Genomic DNA, 18,401 nt, shown 5'->3' on the forward strand with positions numbered 1-18,401 from the left:
CCACACCCATGGACCAGGCCACCCAGCTGTCCCGCTCCGCCCTGTTGTTCCTCTCGCGCCGCGAGGAATTGAAGGACCTCGCCACCGGCGTGCCCGCCCTGCGCCGCATCGCCCGCCGCTTCATCGCCGGCGAGACGCTGGAGGAGGCCGTGAGCGCGGTGAAGGACTTGAACGCGCGCGGGCTGAGCGTCTCCTTCGACCACCTCAACGAGGCCGTGCGCCACCCGGCCGAGACGCGCGACGAGGTGCGCGAGTACCAACGGCTGCTGGCGCGCATCGACCAGGTGGGCGTGCGGGGCAACGTGTCGATGAAGCTCACCCAGTGCGGGCTGCTCTTCGACCGGGAGCTGGCGCTCGCCAACGCGCGCCAGGTGGTGGCCGACGCGAAGCGCCGCGGCTCGTTCGTGCGCGTGGACATGGAGCACGGCGCGGTGACGCAGGACACGCTGGACGTGGTGCGCACGCTGCACCGCGAGTTCGGCGAGCCCCACGTGGGCGCGGTGCTGCAGAGCTACCTCTACCGCACCGAGGCCGATGCCCGCGCCCTGTGCGCCGAGCGCGTCCGCATCCGTCTGTGCAAGGGCGCCTACCTCGAGGGCCCCGGCGTGGCCTGGCAGGACAAGAAGGACGTGGACGACAACTTCGTGCGCGTCATGCGCGTGCTGCTCGACAGCGGCGTGTACCACGGCATCGCCACGCACGATGAGCGCATGATTGAAGAGACGCTCGCGTATGCCCGCCAGAAGCAGCTGCCGCGCGGCGCCTTCGAATTCCAGATGCTCTATGGCATCCGCCGCGACTTGCAGGAGCGGCTGGCCGCCGAGGGCCACCCGGTGCGCGTCTACGTGCCCTATGGCAGGCACTGGTACCCGTACTTCATGCGCCGGCTCGCCGAGCGCCCCGCCAACGTCTGGTTCGTGATGAAGAACCTGGTGAAGGGCTAGCGCCCTCCCTCAGCGAGCCTCCGCCACCTTGCCGATGATTTCCAACCCGAATCCCCTGCCGCCCATCAGCGACATCAGGATGGCGGCAACCTGGACTCTCGAGGCCGCGGGCAGAGGCGAAAGCTTCAGACCGGCAGCGTGTCGAAGGGCCCGAGCTCGCGCGGGGAGCGGCGCTTGGGCCGGCGAGGCGCCGGGGTGCGCGTGGGGGGCAGGAGCTTCTCGGTGAACACGGAGCGGCGCGACAACGAGAGGCCGTCCTCGCAGCTCCCGTCCAGCAGCGGCACCTCCAGCAGGAGGTAATTCGACGTGAGCTCGAGCATCGCGCCCCCTTCCCCCAGCGTGCGGCTGATGGTGGATGGAGCATCCTCAATCCTTGAGGATTGCAACACTCCGCCCTTGCTGTCCTTCATGATGAGACTCCCCCTGGTGCTGCCGCTGTACCCGGACCACGCCCTGCGGTCCTCAGCATCCACACCCCTCTGACATGGGGTGGGAGGCGCTCAGGACCCCTGGCGGCGCGGTGTTGGACGCTCGAAGGGCAGACAACCTGACGGAATCGCTCCGGCTACCGCGCGGGCCACCGCTTCACCGCGGGCTCCACCTTCGGCGGGCCTGGGCGCTGAGCCACCTCGGGAACGGCGGCGCGCGGAAGGGGGTTCCGCGCGCCACCACGACTCGAACTACATGATGCAGTAGCACACGGAGAAGGAGCAGGTCCCGTTGCCCTTGCCACACAAGAGTGGGAGGATTTCTGGAAGAAGACTGTGAATGGCTCAGCGCTGCAGGGCATCGTGGCCCAGTTCCCGCGCCGCGTCCGCCACCGGGTCCGGGCGCTTGTCGCGCATGGTGACGAACTCCTCGGCCGCAGTGGGGTGGATGCCCACCGTCGTGTCGAGCAGCTTCTTGGTGACACCACACTTCAGCGCCACCGCCAGCCCCTGGATGATTTCCGGCGCGTCCGCCCCCACCATGTGGAAACCCAGTACGCGGTCGGTGTCGCGCTCGACAATCACCTTCATCATCGTGCGCTCGTCGCGCCCACTCAGCGTGTGCTTCATGGGCCGGAAGTTGGAGACGTAGACGTCTATCTTGTCGCCGAGCCGCTCGCGCGCCTCGAGCTCGGAGCAGCCCACCGTCCCCACCGGCGGCTGGCTGAACACCGCCGAGGCCACCCCCGTGTGGTCCATCTTCATGGGGTTGTCATGGAAGAGCGTCTCGGCCAGGGCACGGCCCTCGGCGATGGCCACCGGCGTGAGGTTGATGCGGTCCGTCACGTCCCCCACCGCGTAGATGCTTTCCACACTGGTGTGGGACCACTCGTCCACCACCACCGCCCCGCGCTCGTCCAGGCGCACGCCCACCTCCACCAGCCCGAGCCCCTGCGTGTTGGGCACCCGCCCCGTCGCGTACAGCACCGCGTCCACCTCGAGCGTGTCCCCCATGCGCGAGAGCAGGCTCAGCGTGCCGTCCGGGCGCTTCTCGATGTCGCGGACGAACGTTTCTGGCCGCAGGTCGATGCCCTTCTTGCGCATCTCCTGCGTGAGCATGGAACGGACGTCGTCATCAAAGCCGCGCAGCACCGTGTCGCCACGGATGAGCATCATCACCTTGGCGCCCAGCGCGTTGAAGATGCCCGCGAACTCCACGCCGATGTAGCCCCCGCCCACGATGGCGATGCGCCTGGGCAGCTCCGGCAGGGTGAGCGCGCCGTCCGAGGAGATGGCGTGCTCGATGCCCGGCACCTCGGGGAGGAAGGGCCGCGAGCCCGTGGCCACCAGGATGCGCCCGGCCGTGTGACGCTGGCCGTTGACCTCCACCGTGTGCTCGTCGACCACGCGCCCCCGGCCCTCGATGAGCTGCACCCCCGAGTCCCGGAGCAGGCGCCGGTACACGCCATCGAGCCGCTCCAGCTCCTTGTCCTTGGCGGCCTGGAGCTTCTTCCAGTCGAAGCCGGGCTCGGAGAGCGACCAGCCAAAACCGGCCGAGTCCTCGAAGTCGTGGCGGAAGTGGGCGCCATGGACGAGCAGCTTCTTGGGCACGCAGCCCCGGTGCACGCACGTGCCGCCGATGCGGTTGTCCTCGCAGATGGCCACGCGCGCGCCATACGAGCCCGCCCGGCGGCTCGCCGCCACGCCCCCCGAGCCCGCGCCGAGGGTGAACAGGTCGAAGTCGTACTGGGGCATCGCGTGTCTCCTGGATGAGGCTGGTGAGGGTACCCGTCACCGTACTTCACTCCGTGTCGAAGTGAGGGTCTGCCCCATGCGCCTCCGCGTGAACCCGGTGGACCCACGCACGCCAGGGGAGGGAGGGAGCATCCCGCGCGTCCTCGCGGGAGCGACCTACCTTCGGGTGAGCGATTCCGGAGGTGACCGTGGCGATTCGGGCGGGCAGGCGTCTTCTGCGAGGGCTGGGCTCGGGCGTGGTGGGGACGCTGGCCCTGAGCGGCTGGGAGCCCCTCCGCGATGCCCTGCTGGGACACTCGCCTCCGTACTCCACCCGGGAGATCGCCAGGCGAGGCGCCAGGCGGTGGCTCGGTGTGCGGCTCGGCGCTCGCGAGGCCCAACGGTGGGGGCTCGCCATGCGCTGGCTCTATGGCCCCATGCTCGGCGCCGTGTATGCGTGGCTCCGGCCCGTGCTTCCTCCCGCCTCGCGCCTCCGCGGCCTCACGCTCGCCGGAGGGCTGTGGCTCTTCGAGCGGCTCTCCTTTCCCCTCCTCCGCGTCACGCGCGCACCTCGCACGTGGTCTCCCGAGGAGCACCGGTTGCTCGCGCTTCAGGGGCTCCTCTTCGGCCTCGTCACCGAGGCCGTGCTTTCCCAATGGCAGACGAACGGGCAGGGGGTAGGGCGCTCCCGCTTGGGGCTCGCGGGCTCGAAGACGGAGACGGAGACCCTCACCCCGCCCCGCTCCCGGGGGGAGCGGGAGGTTGCGCCCAGCGGCCCTCTGTCCACAAGTTGAACCCATTCACGGCACATGTCCGGAGGTGCGACGAATGTGGTCTCGCTGGTTGAGCGTCATCCTGGGCTTCTGGTTGGTGTCGTCGCCTTTCGTGCTCGGCTACCGCGTCCAGGAAGCCCAGCTCAATGACCTGTGCGTGGGCCTGGCCATCATGCTGGTGAACCTCGCGGCCATCGCCCTCCCCAAGCTGCGCTACGCCACCACCCCGCTCGCCGTGTGGCTCATCGTCTCGCCCTTCGTCCTGGGCTACGGCGGCTACCGCAACGCCACCCTCAACGACATTGTCGTCGGCCTGCTCGCCGGCGTGCTGTCGCTCGTCTGGGACCACCGGGTGTGGACTCCCCATCGCCGGCCCCTCGCCGGGTCCTGACGCTTCGTCCGTTGCCCGACGCCCGCGCGCCGCCCCCCGGCACCCGGGCGCCGAGCGGGTGTACTGCATGGGCTCCCCGCCTCGAAGGAGCGCCCACCCATGCAGCCAGCCCTGAAGCTCTGTCTCACCGCGAGCGCCCTCGCGCTCACCGCGTGCGTCACGGTCGGCAAGCAGAAGCCCCCCGCCCCGCAGACCTGCACGCCCGAGACCCTCGCGCTCATGAAGAAGCTGGGCGTGGAGCCGGGCCAGCAGGGCTCGATGAACCTCGAGGCCTCGCAGCCCGGAGGCACCCATGACTACGGCGTCTTCCGCCCCGGCCAGATAACGAGCCGCCTGGAAACGACCGTGGGCTCGCTGCCCGTGGGCACGCTCGTCGACGGCGTGCTCTGGATGGACACGGGCAAGGTGCAGGCGCAGTACACCCAGGCGCATACGCCGGATGGACAGAACCATCCCGTGTGCCTGGTGCTCGGCTCCCCGGCGCCGGGCGGCGTCTACGCCGAGGCCGGTACCACCCCCGGCTCCCTCACCCTGCCCAAGAGCGTGCCCTTCACCGTGGTCGAGAAGTTCGAGTGAGCACGCTCGCGGAGTTGGAGGCACCGGAGGAGTGAGAGGCCTCAAGGCCCGGGGGCCGGGGTGGAACCTGGAGCCCAGAGCCGCCCCAGGTCGAGCGGCTCGGCGTCGAATGGCTCGGCGCGCACCACGTCCTCGCCTCCGTACCGGGCGAGCCTCCAGCCTCGTGCTCCCGGGCGGTAGACCTCGAGCGTGTGCGCCCGCGGATCCACCAGCCACGCGTGGCTCACGCCCTCCTGATGGTAGAGCCTCAGCTTGGGCCCCCGGTCCAATGCGGCCGTCGAAGGCGACAGCACCTCGCAGACCCAATCGGGCGCCACGTCGAAGAAGGGATCATTCCGCTCGAACAGCCCGGGGGCCCGCTCGTAGCGCCAGCCCGCCAGGTCCGGCACCACCACCTGCCGGCCGAAGTGCAGCTCCGGCTCGTCCACGAACCACCAGCCGCCCGGTCCTCCCTCTCCGACACCGAAGGTTCGCCCCAGCTTCACTCCGAGCAAGGAAGCCACCCAGGCGTGCCACTTCGTCGGCCGTGGGAACGCCCACAGCTCGTCGTCGATGATCTCCCCCACCCACCCAGGCGGTAACGCCTCGATATCCTCGTAGGTGGCGGGACGCTTTCCCCGGCCCATCTCCACTCCTCCCGCAGGCCTTCCTGCCTGACCGCTGACATTCTACAGGAAGGTCTGACGGGAGAGGTAGGGTCCGCCTCCGCTCAACGTACGGCGCGAGCGATTCCCGCCACGCCCAGCACCAGGCCGCCGAACAGCGCGGCCAGGCCCGCCGTCGCCGAGTAGCGCACCCACTTCGGCGTGGGCGGCACCGGACCGTGCGGTCCCACGCCCTGCGGTATCGCCTGGAAGAGATTGCCGTCGGGCCGATCCACGGGCTCGTCGCGCATCTGCATCCGCGCGCCCCAGTTCCCCATCACCCACTTGCCGAACCACGGCGCCACCGCGTTGAGCCACAGCATCAACTTTCCCTGGAGGAACACCGGCACCACCGTCTTCCCGGGCCTCATCGCGCAGCGCACCACCGCTCGCGCCACCACGTCCGTGTCATACGTGGGCGGCACCGGCTTGGGCGCCAGGCCAAACATCGTCGGCGCGTGCGCGAACATGTTGCTGTCCACCGAGGGCACCAGGATGTTCGACACCTTGATGCCCGTGCCCATCAACTCCATCTCCAGGCTCTTGGCCCACCCGAGCGTGGCGTGCTTGCTCGCGCTGTACGCCGTCAGCAGCGGCGCCGCGCCCTTGGACAGCATCGACTGGATGTTGAGGATGTGCCCACTGCCCCGAGCCCGGAAGTGCGGCAGCACCGCCCGCGCGAAGCGCATGAAGCCAAAGCAGTTGATGTCGAAGATGCGAGTGATGTGCTCCCACGGCAGCTCGTCGAAGAGGCCGTAGCTCTGCACGCCCGCGTCATTCACCAGGATGTCCACGCGGCCGTAGTGCGTCAGGCACTCGCGCACCACCTGGTCCACGTCCCCCTGCACCGTCACATCGCCGGGCACCGCGAGGCATTCAATGCCCTGCTCGTTCAACTGGTGGCGCAGCTTCTCGAGCGCCTCCACCCGGCGCGCGGTGACGCACAGCTTCACTCCCGCCTCGCCCAGCCGAACCGCCGCCTGCCAACCCACGCCACTCGATGCTCCCGTCACGATGGCGACCTTGCCCCTCAGGTCCTGGCGAGCCATGTCCTCTCCCTGTGTCGCGGCTCCCGGCGGCGGGCCTGTCGTCCGCTCCCCCGAGTGCCTGGCGTCCACGCGTTATTCCAGCCGGGAGGATGGGAATTCCCGCCCCGTCCGAGCACCCCGCCCCTCCCGGGCCCGTGCCTGCCCGCCCGGGTGCCGTGAGGCCAACCAACCCCAGACGTCCACTGGTGAACGCAACCCGGTGGCCTTTCCGCTCGTATACCCGTCAGGTCGGGTGAAGTGACAGGCCATGAGCTCGATGCTCGATGCCGTCGTGGTGGGCGCCGGCCCCAACGGGCTCGCCGCCGCCATCTCCCTGGCGCGCGCGGGCCGCTCGGTGCGGGTGCTCGAGGCGGGCCCCACTCCCGGCGGAGGCGCCCGCTCGGCCGAGCTCACCCTGCCCGGCTTCGTCCACGACGTCTGCTCCGCCATCCACCCGCTCGCCGCCGCCTCGCCCTTCTTCCGCCAGCTGCCCCTGGGCGCCCATGGCCTCGAGTGGGTGCAGCCCGACGCCCCCCTCGCCCACCCGCTCGACAATGGCACCGCCGCGGTGCTCGAGCGCAACCTCGAGGCCACCGCCCAGGGGCTCGGCCCGGACGCGGACACGTATGTGAAATGGATGCGCCCCATGGTGCGCGCCTTCGACGACGTGGTGGCGCAGATGGCCGACCCGCTGCGCCTGCCCCGCCGCCCCCTGCGCCTGGCCCGCTTCGGCCTGCGCGCCATGCGCCCCGCGCACTCGCTCGCCACCGGCGCCTTCGAGGGGCCCCTCGCGCGCGCCCTCTTCGCCGGCTCCGCCGCCCACTCCTTCTCCGCGCTCGAGCGCCCCTTCACCTCCGCCTTCGGCATCCTCCTCATGGCCTCGGGCCACGCCGTGGGCTGGCCCTTCCCGCGCGGCGGCACGCAGAAGCTCGTGGACGCGCTCGTCAGCTACCTCCGGGCGCTCGGCGGCGAGGTGGAGACGGGGCACCGCGTGCACAACGTGGACGAGCTGCCGCGCGCGCGCGCCGTGCTGCTCGACGTGACGCCCGCGCAGTTGGTGAAGCTCGCGGGCCACCGGCTGCCTCCGGCGTACGTGGAGAAGCTGCGGCGCTTCCGCTACGGGCCCGGCGTCTTCAAGGTGGACTGGGCGCTCTCCGGCCCCATTCCCTGGGAGGCGGCGGCGTGTGCCCGCGCCGGCACGGTGCACCTGGGCGGCACGTTGGAGGAGGTGTCCGCCAGCGAGGCCGCTGTCTCCCGCGGCGAGGCGCCCGAGCGCCCCTACGTGCTGCTGGCCCAGCACACCCTCTTCGACGACACCCGCGCGCCCTCGGGCCAACACACCGGCTGGGCCTACTGCCACGTGCCCAATGGCTGCACCGAGGACATGACGGAGCGGATTGAGGCCCAGGTGGAGCGCTTCGCCCCGGGCTTCCGCGCGCGCATCCTCGCCCGGCACACGCGCTCGCCCGCGCAGTACGAGGCCTACAATCCCAACTTCATCGGCGGGGACATCTCCGGCGGCTCGCTCGAGGGCATGCAACTCCTTGCACGGCCCGTGGCGCGCCTGGTGCCGTATGCCACGCCGGACCCGCGCCTCTTCCTGTGCTCGTCCTCGACGCCGCCCGGGCCCGGCGTGCACGGGCTGTGTGGCTTCCTCGCCGCGCGCGCGCTGCTCGCCAGCGAGGTGTGGCGCAAGGGGTGAGGCGCGCTCAGGAGGCCAGGTGCGTGGCCCCCGACGCCGTCGGCGCCCGCTTCAGGACGTAGAGCGCGGACAGGACGGGGAAGAGGAGCAGGAGCAGCAACACCAGGGCGCGCGGCACGCCGTAGGGCTGCCAGCGCGAGCTCGCCTCGAGCGTCCGCAGCGCGGTGAAGAGGATTCCGGCCGTCAAACCCACCCAGGGACGGCGCAGCGCGACGAGCCCGGAGAGGCCAATCGCCACACTGGCGGCGACGGAGAGCACCTGCGGGCCCGTCACCCCTGAGAGCTCCGTCCGGGTGCGCAGGATGAAGACATCCCAGAGCACGAAGACCCAGCACAGGAAGAGCAACCAATAGGCCGCGCTCCGGGCCGCCGTCGTGGGGTGTCCTCCGGAGCCGGGCAGGGGCCGGCCATCGCGCTCGACGAGGAGCAACACGAAGCCTTGCTGGTGGAGCTTCACCGCGAGCTCGCTCCCATCCGGCAGACGCCAGGACTCGCCGCGCACCAGGGCCGACTTCCCGCTCTCGCCGACCCGCCCTCCGTCCACCCGGACCTGGAAGTGCTCGTAGTGGCCACGCCAGGACAGCTCGAGGCGCTTCGGCCCACCTTCTTCCAATCGCAACTTCCTCGTGGGCATCGGCTCCGTCCTCGCGTGGGCCCGCAGGCTACCAGGAACCCGGGGACCGCTCCCCTCACTGGGAGTCCAGCGCCGCAGGGCCCCACGCACCCCCTCGGCGGCTTTTTCCTGGAATTTCGCCCTCCTGAGTTTTCCGAGGCTGTCCGTCCCCGACAAGCCTTTGGATTCACGGGCCTTTTCCTCCCCGGAACGCCAGGCGTCGCGCGGCGCCTCCCAGGATTTTTGAGACAACAACGAAGTCGGGGCCTCGTCAGGGGGAAGGACTCACGAAAGGCATGATGATGCGTAACACGATGAAGAGGACCCTGGCGGCACTGGCATCCCTGGCGCTCATCCCGGCCGCGGTGACCGCGCACACCGTGAAGTCGCCCTTCCCCGGCACGGTGACGGCCACCACCTACTACCCGAGCGGCGGCTACCACGGCGCCGTGGACATCTCGAGCGGCCGCTGCAACTACTGGGGCGTGGAGACGGGCGTGGTGGGCTCGGTGTCCTGGAACGTCACCATCAACACCACCGGCATCGTCTGCAACGGCAACGGCTACGAGAACGCCAACATGGCCATCCACACCTGGGCGGACGGCTGGCGCTTCCACCTCAAGCACTTCATCAAGACGTCCGACTCGTACGACCGCACCTGCGACCGCTGCCAGGTCGGCAACGAGGGCGGCACCGGCCAGGCCACCGGCCCCCACGTCCACATGATGCAGGAGAAGAACGGCACCAACGACACCTCCTGGTACTCGGGCTACACCGTCCAGGGCGAGGCCGTGGACCGCACCGAGACCGTCGGCGTCCTCGACTGAGCGGCCCCCGCCGCGCCCCCACCGGCCCCGAAGCCCCCCGGAAGGCCCCGCGCCTCCCGTGGGGCTTCCGTCTTTTCAGGTACTTACACCTTGCCCGGGGCTGGGCGGCCTGGGCGGCCTCCCATTTATTCCCAGGTTTTTCATTTTTTTTTAGACGGCGGTTTAATAGGGGCCTCTACGAGTTGGACATCCCTTGAACGCCCACCGCCATGACCCCTGACGCTCCCACTCCTTCCCCCTCCCCCACAGGCACTCCGAGCCGGCGCAGGGCACTGGCCGTGGGCGTGGGCCTCGTGGCGCTGCTCGCCGGGGTGGCGCTGCTCGGCCGTGGCGGAGCCGCGCCGGACGCGGCCGGGACGAAGCAGGCCGCCGCGCCCAAGGGCTCCCCGCAGGGCACCTCCCGGATGACGGGCACCCCCGGCCAGGCCGGAGCGGCCGCGGGCGAGGAGGCCCGGGGCGCCCGGTTCGACGCCACGACGTGCTGGCGGGACCTGGAGCGCTTCAACGAGGACGTGACGCTCGAGAACTTCCGGGACTGGGCCGCCCCCCTGCTCAACTCGGGGGATGCGCTCGTGCGCAACTACCTGAAGGAGCGCCTCACCGAGCTCATCGGCAACGACCCGGCCCGGGCCTCCGAGGTGCTCGACTGGTCCCTCGAAGCCCAGGGCAAGTCGTTTGGCATGTACCTCATGGCCGTGAGGGACTCCGAGGCCGTCCAACTCCCCCAGGTGTCGGCGAAGCTGCTGGACCTGGGCCTGGACGAGCGCATCGCCCCGGAGCGGCGCGCGGGACTCCTGTCGGCCCTGGACACGCAGAAGAAGCTCGCTCCGGCCGCGCTCGACCGGCTCTCGGCCTTCGCCAGCAGCCCGGCCCCCGGCGAGGCGGGCTGGGCCGCCGCCCGCACCATCGGCCGGGTCATGAAGCGCGACGCCAAGAACAACGGTGACCTCACGCCCTACCTGGACAAGCTGCTCACCATCGGCGTCGAGTCCCCCGACGAGCAGATCCGCTACCTGGGGCAGATGATGCCCATGCACTCCGCGCCCATCCTCGACGCGCGGAGCACCGAGCGCTACGCGCAGATTCTCACCACCGAGGGCAACGAGAACGGCCGGGACGCGGCGGCGCACATGCTCTCCCTCTCCCCGGAGAAGGAGAAGGTGCTGGCGCTGTTCCAGAAGACCTTCGAGAACGACCCGGCCGTGTGCGTGCGCTGGGCCCTCTTCCGCTTCTCCGCCCGCGTGGCCGGCAAGGACGCGCTCCCGGTCATGGCGAACATGGCCGTCGTGGATGCGCGCTTCCAGCCGGTCTACCGGGCCTTCGAGCAGCTCTACGCCAGCGGCGAGCTGGACTGGGTGCGGCTGTGGAACAGCCTGCCCGACCAGGATCCCTTCCACTGCCTCGACCGCCACGACTGAGCCCGGGAGCCCCCATGAGCCGCCCTTCCTCCTTCCGCCCCCTCCTGCTGGCGCTCACGCTCTGCCTGCCCCTGGCCCCCGAGGCCGCGCGGGCCGCCGCCCCGGCGCCCGCCCTCCAGGGAGAGACCTGCTCCGTCGAGGGCTTGATGGACTCCATCCGCCGCGGGCTCCACTCGAAGTCGGAGGCCTACAAGCGCTACATGCGCACGCTGCTGCGCGAGTCCGCCGTCACCCTGCCCGACGGCGAGCTGCGGGCGGCGTTCGCGCGGGAGAGAGACCCCGTCATGGCCGAGCACCTGGCGGCCGCCCTGGTCGCGCGCACCGAGCGCGGAGCGGACCCCAGCGCCATCCAGGCGGTGGCCAGGCGGGCGCTGGAGGAGCCCGACCCGGCGGTGCGCGCCGCCACCGTGCGCGCGATGCGCCGCACCAGCGCCCTGGAGAACACGGGAGACATGTACGAGCGCCTGGTGCGCGACTCCTCGCCCGAGGTGCGCCAGGAGGCCGCGGCGAACATCGTCGAGGACATCCGCGAGGTCTACTCGAGCTACCACGGCCCGGCCTCGGACGCCGCGGTGTCGGCCGCGGCGGCCTCCACGGACCCCAAGGTGACGGCGAAGATTCTCGGCAACCTCGACACCCGGAAGATCAGCGCCGGCTCGGCCAGCAAGCTCCAGTCGCTGCTGCGCAGCGATGAGGCCGAGGTGCGCCAGGCGGCGGTCACCGCGCTGGGAGGGGTGCCCGCGGAGCAGGTGGCCAGCTCCCGGGAGACCCTGCTCGGCATGTACCGCGACGAGAGGGATCCCGGGGTGCGCAAGGCGCTGCTGCAGAGCATCGCCCAGCTGGGCTTCTCCAGCGCGGTGCCGGAGCTGCAACGGCTGCGCAACGTCGACCCCAGCCTGACACCCGAGGTCGACGCGTGGATTCGAGTTCTCGGAATGGGCCTTCAGGAGTGGAGCCTGATCCTGAGGGAGAAGCAGCGGCTGCAACAGGCTCCGTAGAGCGGCAATCCCCCCCAAGCGGGCCGGGAACGGCCCGAGAGGTACGACGATGCACAAGACGATGAAGATGACCTTGGCGGCGCTGGCGTCCGTTGCCCTCATCCCGGCCGGAGTGACGGCGCACGAGGTCCGCGCCCCGCACCCCGGCACGGTGACGGCCCTCACGTACTACTCGAGCGGCGCGTTCCACGGCGCCATCGACGTGGCCAGCGGCAGCGGCTGCGGCTACTGGGGCGTGGAGACGGGCGTGGTGGGCTCGGTGTCCTGGAACGTGACCATCCGCACCACCGGCACCGTGTGCTACGGCAACGGCAGCGGCAACCAGAACGAGGCCAAGCACATCTGGACGAACGGCTACTCCTACCGCGTCTGGCACTTCCTGAAGACGGCCAACTCGTACGACCGCACGTGCGACCGCTGCCAGGTGGGTGACGAGGGCGGCACCGGCAACGTCACCGGCCCCCACAGCCACATCCAGTACGACCTGAACGGCTCCAACGACACGTCCTGGTACGCGAACTACACCGTGAAGGGTGAGGCCGTGGACCGCAGCGAGACCCTCGGCTACCTCGACTGAGCGGACCGGCTCGACCCTGGCCAGGGAGCGGCTCCACCGGACTCCGTTCCCTTGCCGGGTCCCCACGGATGATGAGCGATTGCCCATCCGTCTGGATTTCCAGCGGCGTGTCCTCGCCGATGCGCAGTGGCTCCAGCAGGGGAGGATGGTAACTCCGAGCAGGGAGAAGCGCCCTTCCCCGGAGCGCGTCTGTCCCAGGAGCACGCCAGGGCCTCGAATCCCCTCCAGCAGTCAACCCGAGCCGTCAATCGAGCCCTCTCGCAGCGGTCCGATGCCGGGCTCGCCCTAAATCCCATGCGAAATCATGGCCAGATTGAAGGGGTTGCCCTTTCACATGCGCAAACGGCGCGGGGGAGACAGGGCCAATGCATCAGTTCAATCGATACGTGGGCGACGAACACCAGACGGGCGGGGAAATATTCTCGGGGGAGGCCACGAATTGGCGGGTCTCGCACGTCGCCGGGTTGAACCAGGCCCATGCGCGGTTGCTGGGAGGAGACATCCCCCAGGGAATGCAGACGCTGTTCTCGGCGCTGCAGCACACGCGGGCCACCCTGCTTCCCGAGGACTGGAAGGGCTTCTGCCGCGACCTCTGTCTGCGCCACCCCATCCGCGAGCTCGTGCACCAGGAATTCTTCACCCGCAGGAGCTTCGACAAGCCCCGGGGGTACGCGGGGGACGCGGTGCTGCTCGATTACCTCTACCAGGGGTTGCATTCGCAGCAGGAGAGCCCGACGCCGCTGGGCCAGGGCATCTACCAGTACCTGTCCCAGCAGACCTCCACCCGGAGCCTCCTGGGGCGGCGCAACCTGTTGGCGCAGTGGATCGACGACACGGCGCAACGGTGCCCCGAGCCGCGCATCCTGTCGGTCGCGTGCGGCCACCTCCGGGAGGCCCATCTGTCTCGAGCGGTGCAGGAGCGCCGCCTGGGGAAATTCCTGGCGTTGGACCAGGATGTGGAGAGCCTGGCCGTGGTCGGCCGGGAGTTCGGCAACCTGGGCGTCGAGAAGGTGCCGGGCTCCGTCAAGGCGCTGTTGAAGGGCGAGCTGCGCTTCGACGGAATGGACTTCATCTACGCGTCGGGCCTGTACGACTACCTGCCCCAGCCGGTGGCCATCCGGCTCTCGCGCATCCTGTTCTCCATGCTGCGGCCCGGCGGCCGGCTGCTGCTGGCCAATTATTCGGACCCCGCTCCCGACTCCAGCTTCAAGGCGTACATGGAAGCCTTCATGGACTGGTGGTTGCTCTACCGCGACGAGGCCGAGGTGCGGGAGTGGAGCCAGGACATTCCCCGGGCGGAGCTCGCCGGGCAGAAACTCTTCCGGGATGACACCGGCAACCTCGTCTACCTCGCGCTCACCCGCCGCTGAGCCTCAACGGAACACGGCCAGCAGCGCGCCGCCGAGGCACGCGGCACCGGCCACCCACCACGCCAGGTAGTCCCCCACGTGCCCCGAGTGCAGGTCGCGCAAGGGCGAGAGCACGGCGCGCAGCACCTCGCGCAGCCTCGCGCGTCCAGGCTTCCGGCCGCTCCGCAGCACCGCCACCGCCAGGGCCAGCGCGCCCAGCACCGACCCCACGCCGAAGGCCACCGCCTCGCCGTGCACCTCCACGGGCTGTTCCGGCGCGGGCACCGGGTGCACCTCGCCGCGCATCACCCGCGCCGCGTAGGCCCCCGAGTCCACGAAGCGCACCGCCACCGCCTCCACGCGCGCTCCCAGGTGCGGTACCCACCCCAGCGCCACGCTCGCCAGCGTCAGCAGCACCACCGTCAACCCCATCACCGGGTGCGTCCGGCGGCCCTTCGCCTCTGGCTCCTTCTCGTCCTCGCGCGCCGCCTCCTCGTCCTCCGCCGGCACCTCGCTGCCCCAACCCAGGAAGATGCGCACCGAGGCGCGCAGCAGCGCCGAGCCAGTGAGGAGGCCCGAGGCGAGCAGCACCCACGTCAGCCACGGCAGGTGCGCCTGCTTCGCCGCCTCCTCGATGGCGGCCTTGCCGGGGAAGGTCCCCACCCACGGCGCTCCCGCCAGCCCCAGCCCTCCCAGCGCGAAGCACACCCCCAGCCACGGCAGCTCGCGGCCCCGGCCCTTCAGCCTCCCCTCGCCCACGCTGCGGAAGCGGTTGAGCAGCACCCCCACCCCGAGGAAGAGCGAGGCCTTCAACGGCGCATGCGCCAGCACGTACGCCGCCGCTCCCGCCAGCCCCACGGGGGACAGCAGCCCCACGCCGATGAGCACCACCCCCATGTGGCTCACCGCCGAGAAGGCGAGCTGTCGCTTGAGGTGGTGCTGCTGGAAGGCCATCAACCCTCCCACCACCGCGGTGAGCGCCCCCATCCCCACGAGCACCAGCCGCACCCCGGACGCGTGCGCCTTCATCACCGGCGCGAAGACGGTCCAGTACACGCGCGCGAGGCCATAGAGGCCCAGCTCCACCATCACCCCGGAGAAGAGCGCGCACACCGGCGAGGGCGCCACCGCGTGCGCGTCCCCCAGCCAGAAGTGGAAGGGCACCACGGCGGCCTTGGTGCACAGCCCCACCGTCAACAGCAGGAAGGCGCACAGCACCAGCATGTCCACCGGGCCCTTCGCGAGCGCCTCGCCGAGCGCCGCCAGGTTGAGCGCCCCCGTGCGCCCGTACAGCAGGCCGATGGCGAGCAGAATCAGCATGCCCCCCGCCGTGTTCGTCACCGCGAAGTTGAGCGCGCCCTGTATCGCTTGGGGCTCCTCCACCTTGTAGCCGGTGAGCGCGTAGGCACTCACGCCCATGAGCTCGAAGAAGACGAAGAGGTTGAAGAGGTCTCCCGTGAGGCAGAAGCCCACCATGGCCGCGCAGAAGAGCAGCAGCAGCACGTGGAAGAGGTGCCCCACCGCGTCGAAGTAATGCCAGGCGAAGGCCATGGACGTGGTGCACAGCAGGGCCACCAGCGCGGCCATGCCCGCCCCCAGCGGGTCCACCGTGAAGGAGATGCCGAGCGCCACGCCCTCGTGCACCTGCCAGCCGCCAAACCAATACACGAGCGGCGCGTCCACCGTGCCCCACGCGAGCCTCGCGCACATCCACGTCACCGCGCCGGTGACGAGCAGCACCCCCGAGTCGAGCACCCTGCGGGGCAGCACCCGCCCGAGCGCGGAGATCACCGCGGCGGCGAGCAGCGGAACGGCGACGGGCAGCGCGGGCGAGGGCACGGGCGGATTCACCTCTTCATGACGCACATGCGCTTGGGATCCAACGAGCCGAAGCGTTTGTGGGCCTGGATGGACAGGGACAGCAGCAGCGCGGTGATGGTGGCGCCCACGACGATGTCCGTGAGCGTGAGGGACTGCACGACGGGGTCCACCAGCTTCGCGCCCGGAGCGGTGCCCTGGAGGATGGGCGCGGTGCCGTCCTCGCGCGTGCCCACGCCCAGCAGCACCAGGTACGTGGAGGCCTCCATCAACGCCAGACACACCACCAGGTGGATGACGTTGCGGCTGGTGACGGCGCCGTACAGGCCCCACAGGAAGAGCCACGCGGCGACGTAGAAGGGCAGGTGCGTCATTCGTCTCCTCCTCCATTCCGGCTCGCGATGGCCTGCTCGAGCAGCTCCGCGAGGATGAGGACGATGCCCACCCCCACCGCCAGGCCCACGAAGATGTTGGCCACCGGCAGGAAGCCCGCCGAGAGCAATTGCCCCTCCGTCCCGAAGGGCAGCACGTTCTGCATGAAGCACTGGCCCACCAGCAGCCCCAACAGGCCCACGCAGACGAAGCCGCCCACACCCAGGCCCTCGGCCCCGTCCAGCAGCGCCATGGGGTTGGCCCGGCGCAGCCGCAGCGACGCCCCCGCCAGGTACACCAGCACCATCGCCCCGGCGAGCACCACGCCTCCCTGGAAGCCTCCGCCCGGCGTCAGGTGCCCGTGCGCCACCACGTACAGCCCCAGCAGCAGGCACGGCGCCACCAGCCCCAGCGTCCACACCCGAATCGCATCCGTCGTCCCCGGCGGCTCCGGGTCGAACGCGGCCCCCCGCGGCACCTCGGCCCCCGTCTCGCTGCGCGCCTCGCGCAGCAGCAGGGTGACGCCCGTCACCGCGGCGAAGAGGATGAACTCCTCGTTGAGCGTGTCGAAGCCACGGTAGTCCATCACCACCGCCGCCACCGCGTTCACCGTCTGGCGCAGCGGCACCGTGGTGGAATTCACCGCATCCGCGTACGCCGAGCCCCCCCGCCCCGACGCGGGCAGCCCGCGCAGGCCCGCCACCAGGAAGAAGCCGAAGCCCACCGCGCCCACGAGGAAGAGCGCCAGCCGAGCGCGCTCGCTCATTCGCGGCTCCGGCGAATCTTCGCCACCGTGAGCACCACCATCAGCGGAAAGGCCACCCCGCCCACCACCACCTGCGAGAGCGCCACGTCCGGCGCCTGGAAGACGACGAAGAGCACCGTCAGCAGCAGCCCCAGGTAGGCGAGGGCCATCGCCTGCCGCACCGGCTCGCGGCTGAGCGCCACCCCCGTCCCCGCCAGCCCCACCATCAGCAGCAGCACCGTGCGGAAGAGATTCATGGCTCCACCTCGGGCACGTCCCCGGGCTTGTCCGGCGCTCGCTCGCGCAGCGTCATCGCCCGAGCCACCGCGTGGGTGAGCACCGGGCTCGTCACCAGCATCACCGCGCCCACCACCAGCGCCTTCACCCCGCCCCCCTTCGCCGGCGTGTCCAACGCCACCGCCACCACGATGGCCAGCGCGCCCACCCCGTTCGCCGGGCCGAGCAGGTGCAACCGCTCGAAGGGGCCGCGGAACACCAGCATCCCCAGCGCGCACAGCCATTGGATGCCCACGCCGAGCACCAGCAGCGCATCCACCCCCAGCGTCCTCGCGCTCATGCGCGCCGCTCCAGCAGCCGCACGAAGACGAGCCCCCCGGGGAAGGCCAGCGCCGCCAGGACGAGCGCCACGTCGAAGTAGATGTCGCGCTGGTACACCCGGGCCAGCACCAGCAGCAGCAGCGTGGTGACGGTGGTGGCCAGTTGCAGCGCCACCAGCCGGTCCATCGTCGGCGCGCGCGCACAGAGGACGCCACAGGGCATCAGCGCCACCAGCAGCCCGAGCGCCGTCAGCTCCCAGGCACTCACAAGAGCTGCCTCCAGTCATCTCCCTGGCGTGGCCTGGGCACGAGCTGGTGCACGAGCACGCGGCCGTCCGGCTCGTCGAAGGCAATCACATACGAGTTGGGCGGCAGGGACAGCGCCGCGGTGGCCAGGGCCTTGCGCGCCACGGCCCGGGCCTCGTGCCCCCCGGCCGGGAAGGCGAAGGTGTCGAAGGAGCCGCGTGGCTTCCGGCCCGCCAGCCGCCCCACCACCTCGGCCAATACCACCCCGGTGTCCGCCAGCGTGCGCCACGCGATGCGGCCGCAGTAGCGCAGCCAGCCCACCCGCGGACTCAGCCGCAAGAGGCCCGAGGCATGCAGCGCCGTCGCCGCCAGCGCCGCCACCCCCGCGCTCATCCCGCCCGTCACCAGCTCCGCCGTCGACAGTGAAGAGAGCGTGAGCAGTACCCACCCTCCCCACAGCGCCAGCGTCCAGGCCAGCCACGTCACCCCATGACGCATACCGACACCGCTCCCTCTCCCAAGGCGGCGACAAGGTGCGCTGTCTCTGCCCTCCGGGGCATTGGACCGCGGTCCCGTGGAGCAGCGGCGCGTCGGGCAGCGGACACGTGCTCCACGGGTGGGGTGCAACCCGAGTCACTCCCATCCCCTCACCCCGTCCCTC

At 70.7% G+C, this 18,401-nt stretch carries 22 protein-coding genes; 10 read left to right on the top strand and 12 right to left on the bottom strand.

What is annotated here, in order from left to right; genetic code table 11:
- The first annotated feature begins 8 nt into the window (after nt 1-8).
- The gene (locus ACJ8AN_RS40755; RefSeq protein WP_407761033.1) at nt 9-944 is read left to right on the top strand and encodes a proline dehydrogenase family protein; all 936 of its coding nucleotides are present in this window, start codon (nt 9-11) and stop codon (nt 942-944) included.
- Between the two features lie 125 nt (nt 945-1,069).
- Here the strand turns inward: ACJ8AN_RS40755 and ACJ8AN_RS40760 are convergent, their stop codons facing one another.
- On the bottom strand, nt 1,070-1,354 hold the full coding sequence (locus ACJ8AN_RS40760; RefSeq protein ID WP_407761034.1) for a hypothetical protein: 285 nt from the start codon (nt 1,352-1,354) through the stop codon (nt 1,070-1,072).
- Nucleotides 1,355-1,717: 363 nt separating this feature from the next.
- Nucleotides 1,718-3,127 carry a glutathione-disulfide reductase gene (gene gor, locus ACJ8AN_RS40765; protein ID WP_407761035.1) on the bottom strand — a complete coding sequence of 470 codons (1,410 nt, stop codon included), beginning with the start codon at nt 3,125-3,127 and terminating at the stop codon, nt 1,718-1,720.
- 188 nt (nt 3,128-3,315) lie between these two features.
- On the opposite strand from gor, the gene ACJ8AN_RS40770 reads away from it, so the two are divergent.
- The 3 genes from ACJ8AN_RS40770 (at nt 3,316) to ACJ8AN_RS40780 (ending at nt 4,846) form a co-directional block, all read left to right on the top strand.
- On the top strand, nt 3,316-3,900 hold the full coding sequence (locus tag ACJ8AN_RS40770) for a hypothetical protein (protein ID WP_407761036.1): 585 nt from the start codon (nt 3,316-3,318) through the stop codon (nt 3,898-3,900).
- Nucleotides 3,901-3,934: 34 nt separating this feature from the next.
- The gene (locus tag ACJ8AN_RS40775; protein WP_407761037.1) at nt 3,935-4,270 is read left to right on the top strand and encodes an SPW repeat protein; all 336 of its coding nucleotides are present in this window, start codon (nt 3,935-3,937) and stop codon (nt 4,268-4,270) included.
- A 99-nt stretch (nt 4,271-4,369) separates the two neighbouring features.
- Complete coding sequence (locus tag ACJ8AN_RS40780; protein WP_407761038.1) at nt 4,370-4,846, top strand: hypothetical protein; 477 nt, start codon at nt 4,370-4,372, stop codon at nt 4,844-4,846.
- Nucleotides 4,847-4,887: 41 nt separating this feature from the next.
- Here ACJ8AN_RS40780 and ACJ8AN_RS40785 read toward each other — a convergent pair whose 3' ends face one another.
- Nucleotides 4,888-5,472, bottom strand: a complete 585-nt coding sequence (locus ACJ8AN_RS40785) for a Uma2 family endonuclease (protein ID WP_407761039.1) — start codon at nt 5,470-5,472, stop codon at nt 4,888-4,890.
- Nucleotides 5,473-5,555: 83 nt separating this feature from the next.
- Nucleotides 5,556-6,539, bottom strand: coding sequence for an SDR family NAD(P)-dependent oxidoreductase (locus ACJ8AN_RS40790; RefSeq protein WP_407761040.1), 984 nt, complete (start codon nt 6,537-6,539; stop codon nt 5,556-5,558).
- A 247-nt stretch (nt 6,540-6,786) separates the two neighbouring features.
- Here ACJ8AN_RS40790 and ACJ8AN_RS40795 point away from each other — a divergent pair, with 247 nt between their 5' ends.
- The gene (locus ACJ8AN_RS40795) at nt 6,787-8,220 is read left to right on the top strand and encodes a phytoene desaturase family protein (RefSeq protein ID WP_407761041.1); all 1,434 of its coding nucleotides are present in this window, start codon (nt 6,787-6,789) and stop codon (nt 8,218-8,220) included.
- Nucleotides 8,221-8,227: 7 nt separating this feature from the next.
- Here ACJ8AN_RS40795 and ACJ8AN_RS40800 read toward each other — a convergent pair whose 3' ends face one another.
- A complete protein-coding gene (locus ACJ8AN_RS40800; RefSeq protein ID WP_407761042.1) occupies nt 8,228-8,854 on the bottom strand; it encodes a hypothetical protein in 627 nt (208 codons plus the stop codon).
- A 281-nt stretch (nt 8,855-9,135) separates the two neighbouring features.
- Here ACJ8AN_RS40800 and ACJ8AN_RS40805 point away from each other — a divergent pair, with 281 nt between their 5' ends.
- From ACJ8AN_RS40805 to ACJ8AN_RS40825, 5 genes are all read left to right on the top strand, one after another.
- A complete protein-coding gene (locus tag ACJ8AN_RS40805) occupies nt 9,136-9,660 on the top strand; it encodes a hypothetical protein (RefSeq protein WP_407761142.1) in 525 nt (174 codons plus the stop codon).
- Nucleotides 9,661-9,938: 278 nt separating this feature from the next.
- Complete coding sequence (locus ACJ8AN_RS40810; RefSeq protein ID WP_407761043.1) at nt 9,939-11,078, top strand: hypothetical protein; 1,140 nt, start codon at nt 9,939-9,941, stop codon at nt 11,076-11,078.
- Between the two features lie 14 nt (nt 11,079-11,092).
- On the top strand, nt 11,093-12,076 hold the full coding sequence (locus ACJ8AN_RS40815; RefSeq protein WP_407761044.1) for a HEAT repeat domain-containing protein: 984 nt from the start codon (nt 11,093-11,095) through the stop codon (nt 12,074-12,076).
- A 49-nt stretch (nt 12,077-12,125) separates the two neighbouring features.
- Nucleotides 12,126-12,653, top strand: a complete 528-nt coding sequence (locus tag ACJ8AN_RS40820; RefSeq protein WP_407761045.1) for a hypothetical protein — start codon at nt 12,126-12,128, stop codon at nt 12,651-12,653.
- A 512-nt stretch (nt 12,654-13,165) separates the two neighbouring features.
- The gene (locus tag ACJ8AN_RS40825; RefSeq protein ID WP_407761046.1) at nt 13,166-14,023 is read left to right on the top strand and encodes a class I SAM-dependent methyltransferase; all 858 of its coding nucleotides are present in this window, start codon (nt 13,166-13,168) and stop codon (nt 14,021-14,023) included.
- A 3-nt stretch (nt 14,024-14,026) separates the two neighbouring features.
- Here the strand turns inward: ACJ8AN_RS40825 and ACJ8AN_RS40830 are convergent, their stop codons facing one another.
- From ACJ8AN_RS40830 to ACJ8AN_RS40860, 7 genes are read right to left on the bottom strand one after another with little or no spacing between them, the layout of a single operon-like run.
- Nucleotides 14,027-15,868 (bottom strand): complex I subunit 5 family protein, encoded by a 1,842-nt coding sequence (locus tag ACJ8AN_RS40830; RefSeq protein ID WP_407761047.1) that lies wholly within the window; start codon nt 15,866-15,868, stop codon nt 14,027-14,029.
- Nucleotides 15,850-16,194, bottom strand: a complete 345-nt coding sequence (locus tag ACJ8AN_RS40835) for a sodium:proton antiporter (RefSeq protein WP_407761048.1) — start codon at nt 16,192-16,194, stop codon at nt 15,850-15,852. Before ACJ8AN_RS40835 ends, ACJ8AN_RS40830 begins: the two co-directional genes overlap by 19 nt.
- Nucleotides 16,191-16,958, bottom strand: coding sequence for an MnhB domain-containing protein (locus ACJ8AN_RS40840; protein WP_407761049.1), 768 nt, complete (start codon nt 16,956-16,958; stop codon nt 16,191-16,193). The genes ACJ8AN_RS40835 and ACJ8AN_RS40840 overlap by 4 nt, the downstream gene beginning before the upstream one ends.
- Nucleotides 16,955-17,194: a Na(+)/H(+) antiporter subunit B gene (locus tag ACJ8AN_RS40845; protein ID WP_407761050.1), complete on the bottom strand. Its 240-nt coding sequence runs from the start codon at nt 17,192-17,194 to the stop codon at nt 16,955-16,957. The genes ACJ8AN_RS40840 and ACJ8AN_RS40845 overlap by 4 nt, the downstream gene beginning before the upstream one ends.
- Entirely contained in the window at nt 17,191-17,514 is a 324-nt protein-coding gene (locus ACJ8AN_RS40850; protein WP_407761051.1) for a cation:proton antiporter, read from the bottom strand. The genes ACJ8AN_RS40845 and ACJ8AN_RS40850 overlap by 4 nt, the downstream gene beginning before the upstream one ends.
- A complete protein-coding gene (locus ACJ8AN_RS40855; RefSeq protein WP_407761052.1) occupies nt 17,511-17,762 on the bottom strand; it encodes a monovalent cation/H+ antiporter complex subunit F in 252 nt (83 codons plus the stop codon). The genes ACJ8AN_RS40850 and ACJ8AN_RS40855 overlap by 4 nt, the downstream gene beginning before the upstream one ends.
- Nucleotides 17,759-18,238: a hypothetical protein gene (locus ACJ8AN_RS40860; protein WP_407761053.1), complete on the bottom strand. Its 480-nt coding sequence runs from the start codon at nt 18,236-18,238 to the stop codon at nt 17,759-17,761. Before ACJ8AN_RS40860 ends, ACJ8AN_RS40855 begins: the two co-directional genes overlap by 4 nt.
- Nucleotides 18,239-18,401: the final 163 nt, after the last annotated feature.

The organism is Archangium sp. (assembly GCF_045802675.1).
Classification (GTDB): Bacteria; Myxococcota; Myxococcia; order Myxococcales; family Myxococcaceae; genus Archangium.